Origin of the sequence: Pseudomonas sp. 8 R 14 (assembly GCF_900005955.1) — a bacterium.
In the GTDB taxonomy this organism is placed as follows: domain Bacteria; phylum Pseudomonadota; class Gammaproteobacteria; order Pseudomonadales; family Pseudomonadaceae; genus Aquipseudomonas; species Aquipseudomonas marginalis.
Map to the genome: position 1 here is coordinate 42699 of NZ_CVTH01000085.1, position 16509 is coordinate 59207.

The 16509-nt window shown below is 61.6% G+C and carries 14 protein-coding genes; 9 read left to right on the forward strand and 5 right to left on the reverse strand.

What is annotated here, in order from left to right:
* Nucleotides 1-69: 69 nt before the first annotated feature.
* The 5 genes from BFQ01_RS24715 to bamA form a co-directional block, all read right to left on the reverse strand.
* On the reverse strand, nucleotides 70-1161 hold the full coding sequence (locus BFQ01_RS24715; RefSeq protein ID WP_065927268.1) for an RNA-directed DNA polymerase: 1092 nt from the start codon (nucleotides 1159-1161) through the stop codon (nucleotides 70-72).
* Nucleotides 1162-1442: 281 nt separating this feature from the next.
* Nucleotides 1443-1799, reverse strand: coding sequence for a four helix bundle protein (locus BFQ01_RS24720; RefSeq protein WP_065927269.1), 357 nt, complete (start codon nucleotides 1797-1799; stop codon nucleotides 1443-1445).
* 59 nt (nucleotides 1800-1858) lie between these two features.
* A complete protein-coding gene (locus tag BFQ01_RS24725) occupies nucleotides 1859-2479 on the reverse strand; it encodes a DUF1566 domain-containing protein (protein ID WP_065927270.1) in 621 nt (206 codons plus the stop codon).
* Nucleotides 2480-2832: 353 nt separating this feature from the next.
* Nucleotides 2833-3690: a lipopolysaccharide biosynthesis protein gene (locus BFQ01_RS24735; protein WP_083244930.1), complete on the reverse strand. Its 858-nt coding sequence runs from the start codon at nucleotides 3688-3690 to the stop codon at nucleotides 2833-2835.
* A gap of 165 nt (nucleotides 3691-3855) precedes the next feature.
* Nucleotides 3856-6222 (reverse strand): outer membrane protein assembly factor BamA, encoded by a 2367-nt coding sequence (bamA, locus tag BFQ01_RS24740; RefSeq protein WP_065927272.1) that lies wholly within the window; start codon nucleotides 6220-6222, stop codon nucleotides 3856-3858.
* Nucleotides 6223-6418: 196 nt separating this feature from the next.
* Here bamA and BFQ01_RS24745 point away from each other — a divergent pair, with 196 nt between their 5' ends.
* The 9 genes from BFQ01_RS24745 (at nucleotide 6419) to BFQ01_RS24785 (ending at nucleotide 16406) form a co-directional block, all read left to right on the forward strand.
* On the forward strand, nucleotides 6419-7102 hold the full coding sequence (locus BFQ01_RS24745; protein WP_065927273.1) for a response regulator transcription factor: 684 nt from the start codon (nucleotides 6419-6421) through the stop codon (nucleotides 7100-7102).
* Nucleotides 7099-8382 (forward strand): HAMP domain-containing sensor histidine kinase, encoded by a 1284-nt coding sequence (locus BFQ01_RS24750; RefSeq protein ID WP_065927274.1) that lies wholly within the window; start codon nucleotides 7099-7101, stop codon nucleotides 8380-8382. The genes BFQ01_RS24745 and BFQ01_RS24750 overlap by 4 nt, the downstream gene beginning before the upstream one ends.
* A gap of 57 nt (nucleotides 8383-8439) precedes the next feature.
* Nucleotides 8440-8877, forward strand: a complete 438-nt coding sequence (locus BFQ01_RS24755; RefSeq protein ID WP_065927275.1) for a hypothetical protein — start codon at nucleotides 8440-8442, stop codon at nucleotides 8875-8877.
* A gap of 257 nt (nucleotides 8878-9134) precedes the next feature.
* Nucleotides 9135-9803, forward strand: a complete 669-nt coding sequence (locus tag BFQ01_RS24760) for a GntR family transcriptional regulator (protein WP_065927276.1) — start codon at nucleotides 9135-9137, stop codon at nucleotides 9801-9803.
* A 64-nt stretch (nucleotides 9804-9867) separates the two neighbouring features.
* Nucleotides 9868-10674 (forward strand): ABC transporter substrate-binding protein, encoded by an 807-nt coding sequence (locus BFQ01_RS24765; protein ID WP_027607401.1) that lies wholly within the window; start codon nucleotides 9868-9870, stop codon nucleotides 10672-10674.
* A gap of 12 nt (nucleotides 10675-10686) precedes the next feature.
* Complete coding sequence (locus BFQ01_RS24770) at nucleotides 10687-11463, forward strand: amino acid ABC transporter permease (protein WP_027607402.1); 777 nt, start codon at nucleotides 10687-10689, stop codon at nucleotides 11461-11463.
* 2 nt (nucleotides 11464-11465) lie between these two features.
* Entirely contained in the window at nucleotides 11466-12245 is a 780-nt protein-coding gene (locus BFQ01_RS24775) for an amino acid ABC transporter ATP-binding protein (protein ID WP_053129053.1), read from the forward strand.
* A gap of 22 nt (nucleotides 12246-12267) precedes the next feature.
* Nucleotides 12268-13878 carry a gamma-glutamyltransferase family protein gene (locus tag BFQ01_RS24780; protein ID WP_065927277.1) on the forward strand — a complete coding sequence of 537 codons (1611 nt, stop codon included), beginning with the start codon at nucleotides 12268-12270 and terminating at the stop codon, nucleotides 13876-13878.
* A 122-nt stretch (nucleotides 13879-14000) separates the two neighbouring features.
* Nucleotides 14001-16406: a TonB-dependent receptor gene (locus tag BFQ01_RS24785; RefSeq protein WP_065927278.1), complete on the forward strand. Its 2406-nt coding sequence runs from the start codon at nucleotides 14001-14003 to the stop codon at nucleotides 16404-16406.
* Nucleotides 16407-16509: the final 103 nt, after the last annotated feature.

A 16509-nucleotide genomic window follows, 5' to 3' on the forward strand; every position in this document is an offset into this window, starting at 1 on the left:
TTATTCCCGATACGAACAAAAAGCGTTAGGGCGAAGGCGGCTGGCGTGATTCGTTGATATGGGTTGGGGTTACTTCTTCTGGTAGGTCTTGGTTAGCGCGGCGTTGACGCTGTTGCCGCGCTTCAGCACGACTCGTGCAAGGGCTGCCCGGTCTGCGTGGCTGTGGCTTGCCTGGCTGAGAAGGCCGAAGTAGCTGTTGGCTGTCTCGCGCAGATCCTTGGCCGGCGCCGCGGCGGTGCGCTTCAGTGCCTGGGCCAAGGATCGCTTGCGGGTGGTTCGTCGCCAGGGCTTGATGACGTGACCAACGAAGTCGACGCCGCGGTCTACCGGTTGAAGGATCGTTTTGGTCGGGTTGAGCTTGGCGCCGAGCCTGGGCAGGAACGCTTCGACCTGGGCCAGCCATTGGTTGAGCTGTTGCGGCGACTCATGCAGGAACACGAAGTCATCGACATACCGGATGTAGTGCTTGGCGAGTAGCGTGTGCTTGGCGAACTGGTCCAGTGCGTCGAGGTAGATGTTGGCGAAGAACTGCGACGACAGGTTGCCGATCGGCAAGCCAAGGCGTGCAGGCTGTGCAACCAGGCGCTTGTGCTGCGGCACCCGGTTGAATAGGTGCGCCGGGCTGCGGGTCTCGTAATCCTCACGCGGGTCGTGCATGAGGATCTGCGTAGCCAGGGCCAACCACCAGGGCTCGGTGATCCTGGCCTCCAATTGCTTGCGCAGCACCGCCTTGTCGATGGCGACGAAGAAGTTGGCCAGGTCGCACTTGAGGTAGAAAAGTGGCTTTGACCAATTCTCGCTGGCGCTCCGTATCTTCGACTCAAGCCGGGTGGCGGCGTACAGCGTGCCGCGCCCTGGAATGCATGCGCAACTGTCCGCTATGAAGCTGGCGTAGAAGCGCGGTGCCACATGGTTGTACAGCAGGTGGTGGACGACGCGGTCCCGAAAGGCTGCCGCCCACACCTCGCGGGCTTTCGGTCGGGTAACCACGAAGCATATAGATCGGCCTGGCCGGTAGTTGCCGGTGACCAGGTCGTTGTGCAGCTGGATCAGGTTGCGCTCCAGGTCGATCTCGAAGGCCAGCGCGCTGTCGCTGTTGCGCTTGGTGCGTCGGCAGTCGTAATAGGCCTGAACCAGATCCTGAAACGGGTAGGGACCCAAAGTCGAATCTGCGGACGGGGCGGACACGGAGCTCGTTGTTCTTGTCGTTGTTGTTCTGATTGCCATCATCGAAGTTCATGTTGAATGCGTTGTTGGCTGAGCGCTGCGACCTATCGTGCTATCTGCGTCACCGAGCCGAAGGCAAAGCCGATCAGCAAGGAAACTGCGCGAGACCTGCGCGGACGCTTTAGACCGTCGGTATCTCTGATGCGCATGGCGGTGACCTATCAGGTCAGCGGCACGACCAGATTCAATTCGCACAGACCAGAAAGCCGTAACCTTCAGGTAGCGGGCGCGGTTGGGGTAGAGCGTTTCCAGGCGTTGGCCTGCTTGCCGACGGAGGCTGTTACCTCGATCGCCTTGGCATGCTGTTCGACACTGATAAATCGGCTGTCCTTGAATAGGCGCATCAGGAATTCGACCACTTGAACCCTCTCGACCAACAGGGTCAGGTGCGGGCGTTTGTCCTGGGTTGCGTTTGCACGGGCGATCAGCATCACGACCTCAATGCATTCGTCGATCACTCGCTTTCCCAGCGATTGCTTGAGGTCTCGCGGGATATTGCGAGTCAGGATGGTTGCCATGTGTAAGAGGCCCATGGCCGACCGGTAGATCGACAGATCGGTGTGCATTCCCATTGCGGTACAGCTCCATAAGCAAAGCAACCGGCCGCACGCGGCCGGATTAAATAAGCGAATTAATCGATAAATTCACTGCGGACGGGGCGGACACGGAGCTCGAAGTACTTGACGACGTAGCTCTGATTGCCATCACCGAAGTACATGTAGAATGCGTTGTTGGCTGAGCGCTGCGAGCTGCTCCAGTACCAGGTATCACGGAAGGCTTCAGCGCCACCTTCTTGGAAGGCGGTGTGTACGGTTTGCAGCGGGTCTTCGGCGCTATACATCTGGCCTACCGGTTCGCTGTGCGGGTTGTCACCATTGCGCGAGTTCTCCCAGTTCTCTTCGGTGGTCGGCTTGAAGTGGCGGTATTGCAGCTCCTGGACATCGCGCGCCGGGATAGCCCAGTCGGCATGTCCGCCGATAGTCAGCGCCAGCACGTTCGCTGCCAGCTCACTGCCTGCCGCCGCCATGGCCTGGGTGTTCGCCAGGCTTTCGGTAAAACTGTCGGCGCCTTCGATCTTCTCGCCGTACTCGGCCCACTTGCCGACCAGCTCATGCGCCGCGCCGGCGGTGATGTGCAGAGAGCGCTTGCCGGTCATCGGGTCGCGGATGATGCCGGTGACGAAGCCGCCGCCGTAGGCCTGGCCGATAGCCGGGGTGGTGACTGCTGGTGCTGCTTTCTCAACTGCGGACATGATGCTTCCTCTTTTCGAAGGCAACAAAAAAGGCGCTGTGCGCCTTGGTGTGCCGGATCAAGAACGAATGGATGAAGGATTAAATAAAGAATCTGCGGACGGGGCGGACACGGAGCTCGCTGTCCTTGGCGTAGAAGCCCTGATAGGGGCCAGGTTGCAGCGGCAGGCAGATGCAAGAAGCCCGGCACTGACCTGGTTTCACACGGTTAAATCCCAGGCAAAGAAAAGCCCGCGATGGGGAGTGCGGGCTTAAAGGGATGTTCATCAGGAGCTGGGTTAACCCTAGACGCTCGACTGTGAAAGGTATGTGAAAGGGCAGCAGTCGCTAAGGGCTCGCGTCAACCCTTCTTGCTTCATGATTTTTGGAGCATCGCTTCCACTTCTGCAACGGTTACACGCGCAATGACGCTGTCCGGGATCTTCGAAATATCGGATAAGTTGTAAACCATGAAGTCATCCCCCATGACCTTTTTGGACATCAACTCGAACGACGGCAGTATGCGGGTGTAATAGTGTTGGTCGAGCCCGCAGGGGGAGTTTGTGGAGTTTTTCGTTTCGTAAAACCTCCCCGACTTTTCGTCCAGGTCGACGCCCACCAGGAAAACCTTGGAGAACCCGACGTGGAATGCCAGCTGGATGGCCAGGTAGGCCACGGTTCGGGCATCAAAAAAGCCCTGGCTCATGTCCTTGCTGAACCCGATGGACCGTTTCCGAAAGGCGATCAAGGAGTGATCAGTAACCAGCTCTTTTGATCTTCCGAGCGCCACATCGATCCACGACGGTTTTGGAGCCTTGGCCAGCGGGTAGAGCTGCCCGGTTGGACGAGCATGGGAGGATTGCGCGTGGTCTTCCCATAGCGCGACCCTTTGGCTGACAGCCATGGCGTAATTGAATAAATCCGGCTGCTGTTTGGAAAAACTTCTGTCCGTGCAAGCGTAAAAACTCGGTTTGATGTCGGTATTCATAAACATCGAAATCGCGCCATTCATGGTGATCATGGGCACGTGCGCAAACTTTTCGAGGGGGAATGATTTGGCTGACAGGCCGGAAGCGATAATAAAAACCGCGCCTGATTCGACATTCCGACAGGCAGCAAAATCGTGCAGGTGCAGCGGGCTTGCGCTTGAACGCCATGGCGCTGACACGGGTGCAAACAAAGCCAGCTTTTTGTCGGCAACAGGCTTGGCCTCGACGAAGGGCATCTGTTTCATCCGATCTATCCGCGTAGTGAAAGGAAAATCCACACATCAGCCGACCAAGGCTTGACAGCAGAGTTCCCTTATAAAAAACAATACATAAACGCGGCTTCGCCAGACGTCCGGTATTTGTGTAGGGCCTTTCCCAGAAGGGGGAAACGCATCAACACGCCACACCCTTTAAAACGTCTGCCCCATGGAGAACTGAAACACCTGCTTGTCCGCGTTCTCCGGCGTGCGGATCGGGTATGCCAAATTCACACTCAGCGGCCCCAGCGGGCTGTACCACGTCACCCCAACCCCCACCGAACTGGCCATCTGGCCCAGGTCCACGCTGCCGCAGCCTTGGGTGGTACTGAGGTAGCACTTGTCCGAATACACCGTGCCCACGTCCCAGAACAACGAGGTTCGCACGGATTTGTTGTCTTTGATGAACGGCACCGGGAATAAGTACTCCGCGCCGCCTGTTATCAGGATATTGCCGCCCAGCGATTCGGTGTCCCGGTCCGAGTAGTACGCCTGCCCGGCACTGGCGTAGGCACCGGTTGCCGGGGTGTTGCGCGGGCCGAGGGTGCCGCTTTCAAAGCCGCGCACCGTGCCTTCGCCGCCGGCGGTGTAGGTTTCATAGAAGGGCAGCCCGTCCGTGGAGCCGTAGCCGCTGCCGTAGCCGAGCTTGGTGTGAAAGCGCAGTGACGTGTTGTTGCTGACAGGCAGGAACGTCTGCCCCGTGTAGTCGATTTTGTAGAAACTCAGGTCGCTGCCGGGCACCGTCACCATCAGGTTGAGGTTTTGCGAATGCCCGCGAGTCGCCAGCACGCCTTTGTTCAAGGTCGATTCCGACCAGCCAAGGTTGGCCTTGAAGTTGGTGAATTCCTTGCCTTCGCGCTCGATAAAGTCGTAGATCTCGTCGGCGCTGTAGGTGCCCGGTTCGATACTGTCGTGTTGCGCCGTCAGGCCAAAGCTCAAACGCGAGGTTTCATTGATCGGGTAACCGAGGGTGGCGCCCAGGCCAAAACTATTGATGGCGTAATAGGACACCCCGTCATCGTAGTACTTATTGTAGTCGGTCTTGCTGTAGAACGCGTTGTAACCCAGGCTCACCCCGTCGGTGGTGAAGTAGGGATCGGTGAAACCGATGTTGTACTTGCTCTGGTAGGACGAGCGGGTCAGCCCCAGGCTGGCGTAGTTGCCGGTGCCGAGGAAGTTGTTCTGGGTGATCGAGCCGCCGAGGATCAGCCCCGAACTCTGGGCAAAGCCGACGCTGGCGGTAATCGAACCGGACGCTTGTTCTTCCACGGCGTAGTTCACATCCAGTTGGTCGTCGAGGCCGGCCACCGCAGGCGTCTCGACGTTCACCTCTTTGAAGAACCCCAGGCGCTCCAGGCGCACCTTGGACTGGTCGATCAGATAGGTTGACGCCCAGCCACCTTCCATCTGGCGCATTTCCCGCCGCAGCACCTTGTCGTCGGTCTTGGTATTGCCACGGAAGTTGATACGGTTGACGTAGGCCCGCTTACCGGGGTCGACGGAGAACGTGACGTCAACCGTGTGGTCTTCATCGTGGGCCTGCGGCACGCCGTTGACGTTGGCGAACGTGTAGCCTTCGTTGCCCAGGCGACGGGTAATCAGCTCCGAGGTGGTGGTCATCAGTTTGCGTGAGAACACCTGGCCCTTCTGCACCAGCAGCAAGGACTGGACCTGGTCCTGCGGGACTTTCAGCTCACCACTGAGCTTCACCTCGCGTACCGTGTATTTCTGGCCTTCGTGGATGTTCACGGTGATGTAGACGTGCTTTTTGTCCGGGGTCATCGAGACCTGGGTCGAGGTGATATCCATGTTGATATAGCCACGGTCCAGGTAATAGGAGCGCAAGCGTTCAAGGTCGCCCGACAGCTTCTCCCGTGCGTATTTGTCGTCGTTCTTGAAAAACGACAGCCAGTTGCTGGTCTTGAGGGTGAACTGGTCGATCAGGGCGTCGTCGGCGAACACCGTGTTGCCCACCACGTTGATGTGCTGGATCGACGCCACTTCACCTTCGTCGATCTTGATTTTCAAGCCCACGCGGTTACGCGGCTGAGCCACCACCTGCGCGTCGACCGACGCCGAGTACCGGCCCTGGGCAACGTACTGGCGCTGCAACTCGTTGCGTATCCCTTCCAGGGTGGCGCGCTGGAAAATCTCGCCCTCGGCAAGGCCCGATTGCTTCATGCCTTTCATCAGGTCATCGGTGGCAATCGCCTTGTTGCCCTCGAATTCGATACTGGCAACCGAAGGACGCTCGACTACATTGATGATCAACACATCGCCTTCGCGGCTCAGTTGGATGTCCTGGAAGTAACCGGTCTTGAACAGCGCGCGGGTCGAGTCCACCAGGCGCCGGTCATCCGCTTCGTCGCCGACGTTCAGGGGTAATGCCCCGAACACGCTGCCCGCAGAGACCCGTTGCAGGCCGTTGATTCGAATATCCGAGATTTTGAAGCCTTGGGCGAGTGCCAGTGAGGTATTGAGCAGCAGCGCAACCGAGCAGAGCAGGCGCGAAAAATTCATCAAGATCTTTTCCAGAACACATCGACAAGCAGCGCCGGCACGCATGGACAACTCGCCGCGCGGCCGGACTGGTGAACATCCAGCATACGAGCGAGGGGCGTTTGGTGCGGTTAACCGAATGTCAAGTTAGGTAAAGTTTGGTCTGGGATGCCAATGCCGGGTCGATAATGCGCAACCCCCCACTGACGAGCCCGAGATGATCCGCGTACTGTTGGTCGACGACGACCAGGAACTGACTGACATGCTGAGCCAATACCTCGCGCGCGAAGGCTTTGAGGCCACGGCCGTGCACACGGGGGAGGAGGGCGAGGAGGAGGCGCTGTCGGGGCGCTACAGCATTGTGGTGCTGGACGTCATGCTGCCCCAGCGCTCGGGCATCGAGGTACTCCGGCGCATCCGCGTCGTCAGCCAGGTACCCGTAGTGCTGCTCACCGCCCGTGGCGACAACATCGACCGCATCACCGGCCTGGAACTCGGCGCCGATGATTACGTGCCCAAGCCCAGCTCCCCCGGCGAACTGGTCGCGCGCCTGCGCGCCATCATGCGCAGGGTGCAGCCGGTGGGCCAGCCGACCACCGAAGTGATCACGACCGGCGCGCTGGTGTTGTGGCCCGGTAGGCGCCAGGCCCTGTGGAACGGCCTCGAGCTGGGCGTGACCAGCACCGAGTTCAGCCTGCTGGAAGAGCTGGCCCGCAGTGCCGGCCAGGTAGTGAGTAAAAAGGATCTGTCACTCAATGCCCTCGGTTGCCCGCTGACCCGCTACGACCGGCGCATCGACGTGCATATCAGCAGCATCCGGCAAAAACTCGGGCCGCGCCCGGACGCCAAGGCCTGGATCCAGAGCGTGCGCGGCCTCGGCTATTTGTTGATTGCCGAATGACCAAGCCCAGCCTGCTGTTCTGGAAACTGTTCCTGGCCTTCTGGTTGGCGACCACCTTGACCTTCCTGGTGGGCGTCGGCGTGCTTGAACTGGGCCGTTTCCAGCCGAATGACCCGCATGTGGAAGCCATGCTGGCGGCCGAAGACAAGCTGCTGCAAACGTTCGGTGTCGAGGCGGGCGGCCAGCTCCTGGCGGTGTGGGAGCGCCCGGCGGATGAGGCCATCGGCGTCTACAACAGTGCCGGTCAATTGCTGGTAGGTGGGCCGGTGACGCAGCCGGTCTATGAGCGAGCGGTCGTCAGCAAGGAAGGCCTGACGCTGTCGATCAGGTCGACCCACGCGCCCGGTAACCCGCCGGGCCGGCCCTGGCACCAGATTCCGCTGATCATCGGCACGTTGATGAGTGCGCTGTTCAGCGGCTACATGGCCTATTACCTGGCCTGGCCCCTGGCGTACCTGAAGCGCGCCATGAGCGACGCGGCCCAGGGACGCTTCGAAACCCGGGTCAAGCCGGCCATGGGCAAGCGTCGCGACGAGATCGTCGACCTGGCGGAAGACTGCGACCGCATGGCCAACCAGTTGAAGGTGCTGGTGGAGGCCCAGCAACAGCTGCTGCACGACATCTCCCATGAACTGCGCTCCCCGCTGACGCGCATGCAGGCGGCCATCGGCCTGTTGCGCCAGGACGCCGCCCGCCTGGAAATGCTCGAACGCATCGAGCGCGAATCCGAGCGCATGGACACCCTGATCGAGGCGTTGCTGACCCTGGCGCGCCTGCAAGGCCGTCCGGAAAGTATCGAGCGCGAGCCCGTGGATATTGTCGAATTGCTGGCGATGATCGTTGAAGATGCGCAGTTTGAGGCCGGCATCAAAGGCTGTCGCGTGCACCTGCAGGTGTGCCCGCCGTTTATCGCCTGCGTCAGCGGTGAGTTGTTGTACCGCTGCTTCGAGAACGTGATTCGCAATGCCGTGCGCTACACCCGGCCGGACACCACCGTGTGCGTGTCGGCGCAGGTCAACCACGATGCGAACCGCCTCACGGTACAGATCACCGACCAAGGGCCGGGCGTCGACAATGACCGGCTGCGCAGCATTTTCCAGCCGTTCGAGCGTGGGGTGGGCGATGCCAGCGTGGGGTTTGGCCTGGGGCTGGCCATTGCTGCGAGGGCCGTCCAGATGCACGGCGGCCACATCCTCGCGCGCAACGAGCCAGGCGGTGGGCTGGCAGTGGAGATCACCCTGCACAGCGCGCGATCTTTACACGACATTACACTGGCTTGACCGCCCTGTACGTCGCGCCTGATTAGACTTGTCACCCTTGATTGAGTGGAGGTGGCGATGTTTCAGGTGCATAAAAAGGGCTTTGTGCCCGGCAGGAAAATGGTCGACGGCCTGGTCCCTTACGACTTTTTTTGCGAAGACAGCCCGGCGATCAATCTGTTTGTGTTTACCGGCGCCGCTACGCCGGGCGCCACCGTCGAAGAACAGACCCTATGGGGCTTCACGCGGTTGGAACGTTTCGAGGCGATGAGCCACGCGCTGGTGAGCAACCAGCGGCACGCCGGCTGGTTTCAAAGCGTCAATGTGCTCACCGGGCCCAACCAGAACGGCACGCAAAGCGTGAAGTTCCAGCGCGTGCTGAAAATCATCAAGCACGCCAGTCCGGCCCGCAAGGCCGACTACGAGATCCTCACCGACGAAGGCGACACCTATTTCACCCGCCGGGCGGTCGGCGAAAACAGCGCGCAAACCGTCATCTATTCGGTCGAGCCATAACGCCAGCGGTGGGCTGGATTCGCCTCAAGCAAAAAGCATCTCGCCCACGGTCCGCCTTGTTACTTCCGCCCACCAATGGGGCGTCTTCTGCGCCATTGGGTAGCAAAATCCCACGCGACTTTTCAACGCCAGCCCCAGCTTTTTCCCTTCTATCCGATCTGAATCAATCACTTGGCTCCTGTCCCAAGCCGTTGGCACGCATCCTGCTTTTTTGTATTCGTGGATAATTGGATACAAAAATTCAAAAGGTGCTGCCGATGCAATTCGCTCCCGCTTACGTTGACCGCCAGCCCCTCACCGCCGAGGAGGAGGCCTACAACTTTCTGCTCGATGCCATTTGCGGCGGTCGCTACCGCAAGGGTGACCGGCTGATCGCCGAAGACATCGCCAGCGAGATCGGCATGAGCCGCATGCCGGTGCGCGAGGCCTTTCGCCGCCTGGACGCCCAGGGCCTGGTGACCCTGCGGCCCAACCGTGGCGCAGTCGTCAGCGGTTTGGATATTGATGAACTGCACGAAGTGTTTGAGATGCGCAGCGCCCTTGAAGGCCTGGCGGTACGCGTTGCCGTCGGGCGTATCGGCGAGCGTCAACTGGCGGCCCTGGAGCGCATGCTCGATGAGATGGACGACTACCGTGACGAAGGCGCCGCGTGGGTCAGTCGGCACCGCGCGTTCCATGAATACCTGTGCAGCCTCAGCGGCCGCCCGCGCCTGATGAAGCAGATTTCGGCGCTGTACTCGCTGGTCGAGGCACCTATGCGCTTGTGGCTGCAGCACGGCGAAAAACCCCTCAGCGCCCGCCAGGAACACGCAGTGATCCTTGATGCGATCCGCGCCGGCGATGCCGCCCGCGCCGAAGCCGTGGTGCGCGAACACATCGAAGGCACCGTGCCGGCACTGATCCAGTTCCTGCAAACCGAACAATAAGAAACACCCGCTGTGTTTTGACTTTAGTCCTGCCCCGTTATTCAACGAACTGGAGTGTCTGGTCATGCATAAATGCCGCGCCTTGCTGGTGGCTGTCTCCTTCGGTCTCTGCGCACAGGGGGCCTTTGCTGCGCCTCAAGTGCCGGATCGTCTGCAAAAAGTCGACAAACTTGTCTATTGCTCGGGGATGGATTCCCCGCCCCTGGTGTCCTTCGACGAAGCCCAGAAACCGCGCGGGCTCACCGTTGACCTGGGCCTGGAAATCGCCAGGCGCCTGGGCGACAAGCAAGTGCAATGGCGGGTGATTCCGTTCTCTGGGCTGGTGCCGGCGTTGCTCGCCCAGCAGTGCGACATGATCGTCGACCAGTTGTTCGACAAACCCGAGCGGCGCCAGGTGATCGACATCGTCAACTACATGTATTCCAGCCAGTCGGTGGTGGTGCCCAAGGGCAACCCCAAGGGCATCAAGGCGCTGGATGACCTGTCCGCGCACAAGGTCGCGGTGCTCAACGGCTCCACCATCAAGACCCTGCTCGATGCCCACAATGAAAGCCTCGCCAAGGCCGGCAAGCCCCCGATGAAACTGGTGGTCTACAACACCGACACCGATGCCTTCCAGGCCCTGCGTATCAGCCAGGTCGACGCCTACGGCACCACCGTGGAAACCGCCGGTTACTACGCAGCAATGGCCCCGGACCTGTTCCAGGAAGGCGTGCCGGCGTTCAGCCGCATCCTCACCGGCCTGGGCATACGCAAGGACGACCCGCAACTGACCGCCGCCGTGCAACAGGTGATCAGCGATATGCGCAGCGATGGCAGCTATGTGCAGTTGCTGGACAAATGGCATGTCAGCAGCGACACACTCGACTGAGGCGTACCTGCGATGAATTTCAATTGGGATGTGTTCTGGCAGTACCTGCTGCAGCCCAGCGGGGTCTACCTCACGGGGCTGTGGCTGACGTGCCTGATCAGTGTGCTGGCGATGCTGTTGGGCTGCGCGCTGGGGCTGGCGGCGGCGTTGTTGCGCTTGTCGAAGAACCCGCTGTTGCATCTGCCGGTGCGTTTTTACGTGTGGCTGATGCGCGGCACGCCGCTGCTGGTACAGATCGTGTTTCTGTACACGGCACTGGCGGCGGGCGGGATTTTCCGCTTCGAAGATATTGAACTGTTCGGCCTGATCGTCCCCGGCAATATCCAGGCGGCGATCATTGCCCTGGGCCTCAACGAAGGTGCCTATATGGCCGAGATCATCCGTGCCGGCATCGGCGCGGTGGACAAGGGCCAATATGAAGCCGGGCGCTCCCTGGGCATGGGCTTCGCCAAGTTGATGCGGCGCATCGTGCTGCCCCAGGCGTTCCGGGTGATCGTGCCGCCGCTGGGCAATGAGTTCAACGTGATGCTCAAGAACACCACCCTGGTCAGCGTGATCGGTGTGCAGGAGCTGCTGCTCAGCACCCAGATGATCACCTCGGCGACCTTCCGCGTGTTTGAGCTGTACCTGGTGGTCGCCCTGTATTTCCTGACGCTGACCACGCTCTGGGGCTTTTTCCAGCGCTGGCTCGAAGCCCGTTTCAGCCAGTCCGACCGGCCTTCCGCGCCACCACCGGCAGCCAGCCGCATGTTCGGGCGCAGCACCCTGAAACTGCTGAGGGGACGATAACCATGGCGCACCAAAGTGAAGAGCTGATCATTGAGGCACTGGATATTCAGAAGTCGTTCGGCGAGTTGCAGATCCTCAAGGGTATCTCGCTGCAAGTACGGCGCGGCGAAGTGGTGGTGCTGATCGGCGCCTCGGGCTCGGGCAAGACCACCTTTATCCGCTGCATCAACCTGCTGGAAGACATCCAGGGCGGGCGCATCCGCGTCAACGGCCGCGCCATGGGCTATCGCGAGCGCAGCGACGGCAGCCTGGTGCGCGATTCGGAGCGCAACATCGCCCGCCAGCGCCGCGACATTGGCATGGTGTTCCAGCGCTTCAACCTGTTCCCCCATATGACGGCGCTGGAAAACATCATTGAAGCGCCGATCCAGGTCCTCGGCACACCACGTGCCGAAGCGCTGGAACAGGCCCGTGGCCTGCTGGCGCGGGTCGGCCTGGCGGACAAGGCCAGCCATTACCCGTCGATGCTCTCCGGCGGCCAGCAGCAACGGGTCGCCATCGCCCGCGCCCTGGCGATGAAACCCCAGGCCATGCTGTTCGACGAACCCACCAGCGCCCTCGACCCGGAAACCGTCGGCGAAGTGCTGCAGGTGATGAAAGAGCTGGCCGAGGAGGGCATGACCATGGTGGTGGTCACCCATGAAATGGGCTTTGCCCGGGAAGTGGCGGACCGCGTGGTGGTACTCGATCAGGGCGAACTCATCGAACAAGGGCCGCCGGAACAGATCTTCAGCCACCCCAGCCATCCCCGTACCCGGGCGTTTCTCAGCCGTGTGTTATGACTTTTTTTGAAGAGCCTTTGCCATGTTGAAATTTTCTGCCCACGAGTACCCCTATCCGTCGCAGCGCCAGAGCGTATTTGCCCGTCGTGGCATGGTCGCCGCGTCCCAGCCCCTGGCCGCCCAGGCCGGTATCGAGATCATGCAAAAGGGCGGCAACGCCATCGACGCGGCCATCGCCACGGCGGCCGCGCTCACGGTGGTGGAGCCCACCGGCTGCGGCCTGGGCGGCGATGCGTTTGCCCTGGTGTGGTGCAAGGGCCAGTTGCATGGCCTGAACGGCAATGGCCACGCGCCGGGCGCCTTGAGTGTCGAGGCGGTCAAGGCTGCCGGGCACGATCGGATGCCGCTGTACGGCTGGACCCCGGTGACCGTGCCCGGCTGCCCATCGGCCTGGGCGGAGCTGTCGCAACGCTTCGGCAAGCTGGCGTTTGACGAGCTGCTGCAACCGGCCATCCGCCTGGCCCGCGAGGGTTTCCCGCTGTCACCGGTGGTTGCCCACCAATGGCAGATCTCCTTGAACGAATTCAGCCCGCACCGCGATGAAGTGCTGCAAGCCTGGTTCGACACGTTCCTCATCGATGGGCGCGCACCCCAAGCGGGCGAGATCTTCCGCAACCCGGCCCAGGCGCGCACCCTGGAAGAACTGGCCGCCAGCCGTTGCGAAAGCCTGTATCGCGGTGACCTGGCCGCACGCCTGGACGCCCACTCACGGGCCACCGGGGGATACCTGCGCGCCAGTGATCTCAAGGACTACCGCGCACAGTGGGTGGACCCGATCCACATCAATTATCGCGGTGTCGACGTCTGGGAAATCCCCCCCAGCGGCCAGGGCCTGGTGGCGCTGATGGCGCTGAATATCCTCGAAGGCTTCACCTTCGATCACCGCGACAGCCAACAGACCTGGCACCGCCAGCTCGAGGCCATGAAGCTCGCCTACAGCGACGGCCTGCACTACATCACCGACCCGCTGCACATGCGCGTGGCAGTGGCCGACCTGCTCAGCGACGACTACAGCGCGCGCCGTCGCAGCCAGATCGGCGAACAGGCACAGGCGCCCAAGCCCGGTGACCCGCACGCCAGCGGCACGGTGTACCTGGCCACGGCGGACGCTGAAGGCAATATGGTCTCGTTCATCCAGAGCAACTACCACGGCTTCGGCTCCGGCGTGGTGTTGCCCGACAGCGGCATTGCGTTGCAGAACCGTGGGCAGGAATTCAGCCTCGACCCGGCCCACGCCAACTGCCTGGCAGCAGGCAAGAAGACCTTCCACACCATCATCCCCGGTTTCCTCACCAAGGACGGCCAGGCCCTTGGCCCGTTCGGCGTGATGGGCGGCTATATGCAGCCCCAGGGTCACGTACAGATGGTGATGAACCTGGTGGACTTCGGCCTCAACCCCCAGGCCGCACTGGATGCGCCGCGCTGGCAATGGCTGGGCGACATGAAGGTCGGCATCGAGCAGGGCGCCTCCCGCGACCTGGCCAATGCCCTGGCCCGGCGTGGTCACCAGGTGCAGATCGCCAGCGACCTCACCGACTACGGCCGTGGGCAGATCATCCTGCGCGACCCGGTCAGCGGCGTGCTGTGCGGCGGCACCGAACCGCGTGCGGATTCCCATATCGCGGTATGGTAGCCAAAGCAGGGCATGGCGCCGCCATTGCCCTGCCATTTTGAAAAAAGTTGGTCGAAGCCTGTCCCCTTTTTTCACCTCGCCTGTCATTCCAGGCAAGTGAACAAAATCGAGAGCTTCTTCCAATGCCCGCAGTCCAACCCTTGCGCTTGCGCCCGTTGCTCAAACTGAGCCTGATGCTGAGCCTCAGCGCCAGCCCCTTGTTCGTCCCCGTCAGCTATGCCGAAGACAGCGCCGCGCGCCGCAGCTACCAGGTGCCGGCCGGCAGCCTGAGTGCGGCGTTGACCCGTTTTGCCGGGTTGTCGGGGGTCAACCTGTCGGTGGACCCGGCGCTGGTCAGCGGGCGCAGCAGCAGCGGTTTATCCGGCGAATACGGCGTGGAAGAGGGCTTTGCCCGCTTGCTGCAAGGCTCCGGCCTGCAATTGCAGCCCATGGGGGAGCAGGCCTACATGCTGGTGCCGGTGCCGGAGGGCGGCAGCCTGGAGCTGGCGCCCACGTCGATTCTCGGTACCACCGGCCTGTACGACGGCGACACCTACGCCGGTGGCCAAGTGGCGCGGCGTGGCTCGCAAGGCCTGCTGGGCACCCGGGACTTCATGGAAACCCCGTTCAGCATGACCACCTACACCCAGGACGCGGTGAAAAACCAGCAGGCGCGCACCCTCGGCGACCTCATCGCCAGCGACCCGTCGGTACGCGCCACCAACCCGGCCGGTGGGCGTTACGAGCAGTTCACCATTCGCGGTTTCAGCCTGTTCAACAGTGATGTGTCATACAACGGCCTGTACGGCGTGCTGCCGACCTACACCATCGACATGGAAATGGCCGACCGCGTCGACATCTTCAAAGGCCCCACCCAGTTGATCAACGGCATCTCGCCGCGCGGCAGCGTGGGCGGCGGGATCAACGTGGTGCCCAAGCGCGCCACCGACAAGGACATCACCTCGTTCACCGGCACCTGGGCCTCCGACAGCCAGGCCGGTGGTGCGGTGGACGTGGGCCGGCGTTTCGGCGAAGACAACAAATTCGGCCTGCGCTTCAACGGCGTGAAGCAGTCCGGCGATACCGAATGGGACCACCAGAGCGTCGACCGTGAGATGGCCGTGCTGGGCCTGGATTTTCGTGGCGAGCGTCTGCGCCTTTCCAGCGATATCGGCCGCACCGAGCGCGACACCGATGCGCCGCAGGAGCGTGTGCAAGTCGCGGCTGCCGCGCCGGTGCCCAGCGCCAACGATGTGCGCCGCAACTATGCGCAGTCCTGGAGCAAGGCCCGCACCAAGGACACCTTCGGTACGCTGAATGCCGAATATGACCTCAGCGATTCGGTGATGCTCTACGGCGGTGTGGGCGCGCGTAAAAGTAACCATGAGTTCCTGCGCCATGCTGTTTCGGTGACCAATGCGGCCGGTGATTTCACCGTGCAGCCTCGGGACTTCACCCGCGATGAAAACGTCCGCACCGCCACGGCCGGCGTGCGTAACTGGTTCCACACCGGGCCGGTGAGCCATGAGGTCAACCTGGCCGCCAGCTACTTCTATATGGACTTCACCAACGGCGGTGCGCGTTATGCGAACGCATCGAGCAATCTCTACAACCCCGTGCAAACCCCGACGCCGTCGGTGGCCACGCGCCAGGATGCGAAGGTTTATACCGAGAACACGTTCAGTGGCGTGGCCTTGTCCGACACCCTGGGTTTCTTCGATGACCGCCTGTTGCTCACCCTCGGTGCGCGCTGGCAGCGCGTGATCGTGGACGATTGGAGCGACGGTATCAAAGGCAAGACCAACTACGACGAAGAAAAGATCTCGCCTTCGGGTGGCCTGCTGTTCAAAGCCACCGACAAACTGTCGCTGTACGCCAACTACATGGAAGGGTTGAGCCAGGGCAAGATCGCACCATCTACGTCGCGCAACGAAGACCAGATCTTCCCGCCCTTTATCAGCCGCCAGGTGGAAGTGGGCGCCAAGTACGACGCTGGCGCCTTCGCCGTGACCGCCGCGGTGTTCCGCATCAAGCAACCGGCCTACGAGACCAACGCCACGTCGCGGCTGTTCGGTCCCAATGGCAAACGCCAGAACACCGGTGCGGAGCTGAGCGTGTTCGGCGAACCCCTCAAGGGCGTGCGCCTGCTCGGCGGCGTGATGTACATCGACAGCAAATTGAAGGACACCACCAATGGCGCCTGGGACGGCAACCGCGCGCCGGCCACGCCCAAGTACAACGTCAACCTCGGTGCCGAGTGGGATGTCCCGACCCTCGAAGGCCTGACCCTGACCAGCCGGGGCATCCACTCCAGTTCCCAATACCTGGACCAGTCCAACGTCAAGGAAATCGACGCCTGGAACCGCATCGACGTCGGCGCCCGCTACGCCTTCAAGGTCGATGACAAGCACATCACCCTGCGGGCGAATGTGGAGAACGTCGCCGACAAGCGCTACTGGAGTTCGGCCGGCGCGTCGGATGACAGCGAGCCGGGGCTGACCCTGTCGACCCCGCGTACCTATCTGCTGTCTGCCACGGTCGACTTTTAGACGCGGATTAAAAATGTGGGAGGGGGCTTGCCCTAATGCCAGTCAGTTAAGCGTACATCGCCTCCTGTAGGAGCGAGCTTGCTCGCGAAAAACGTCAACGATA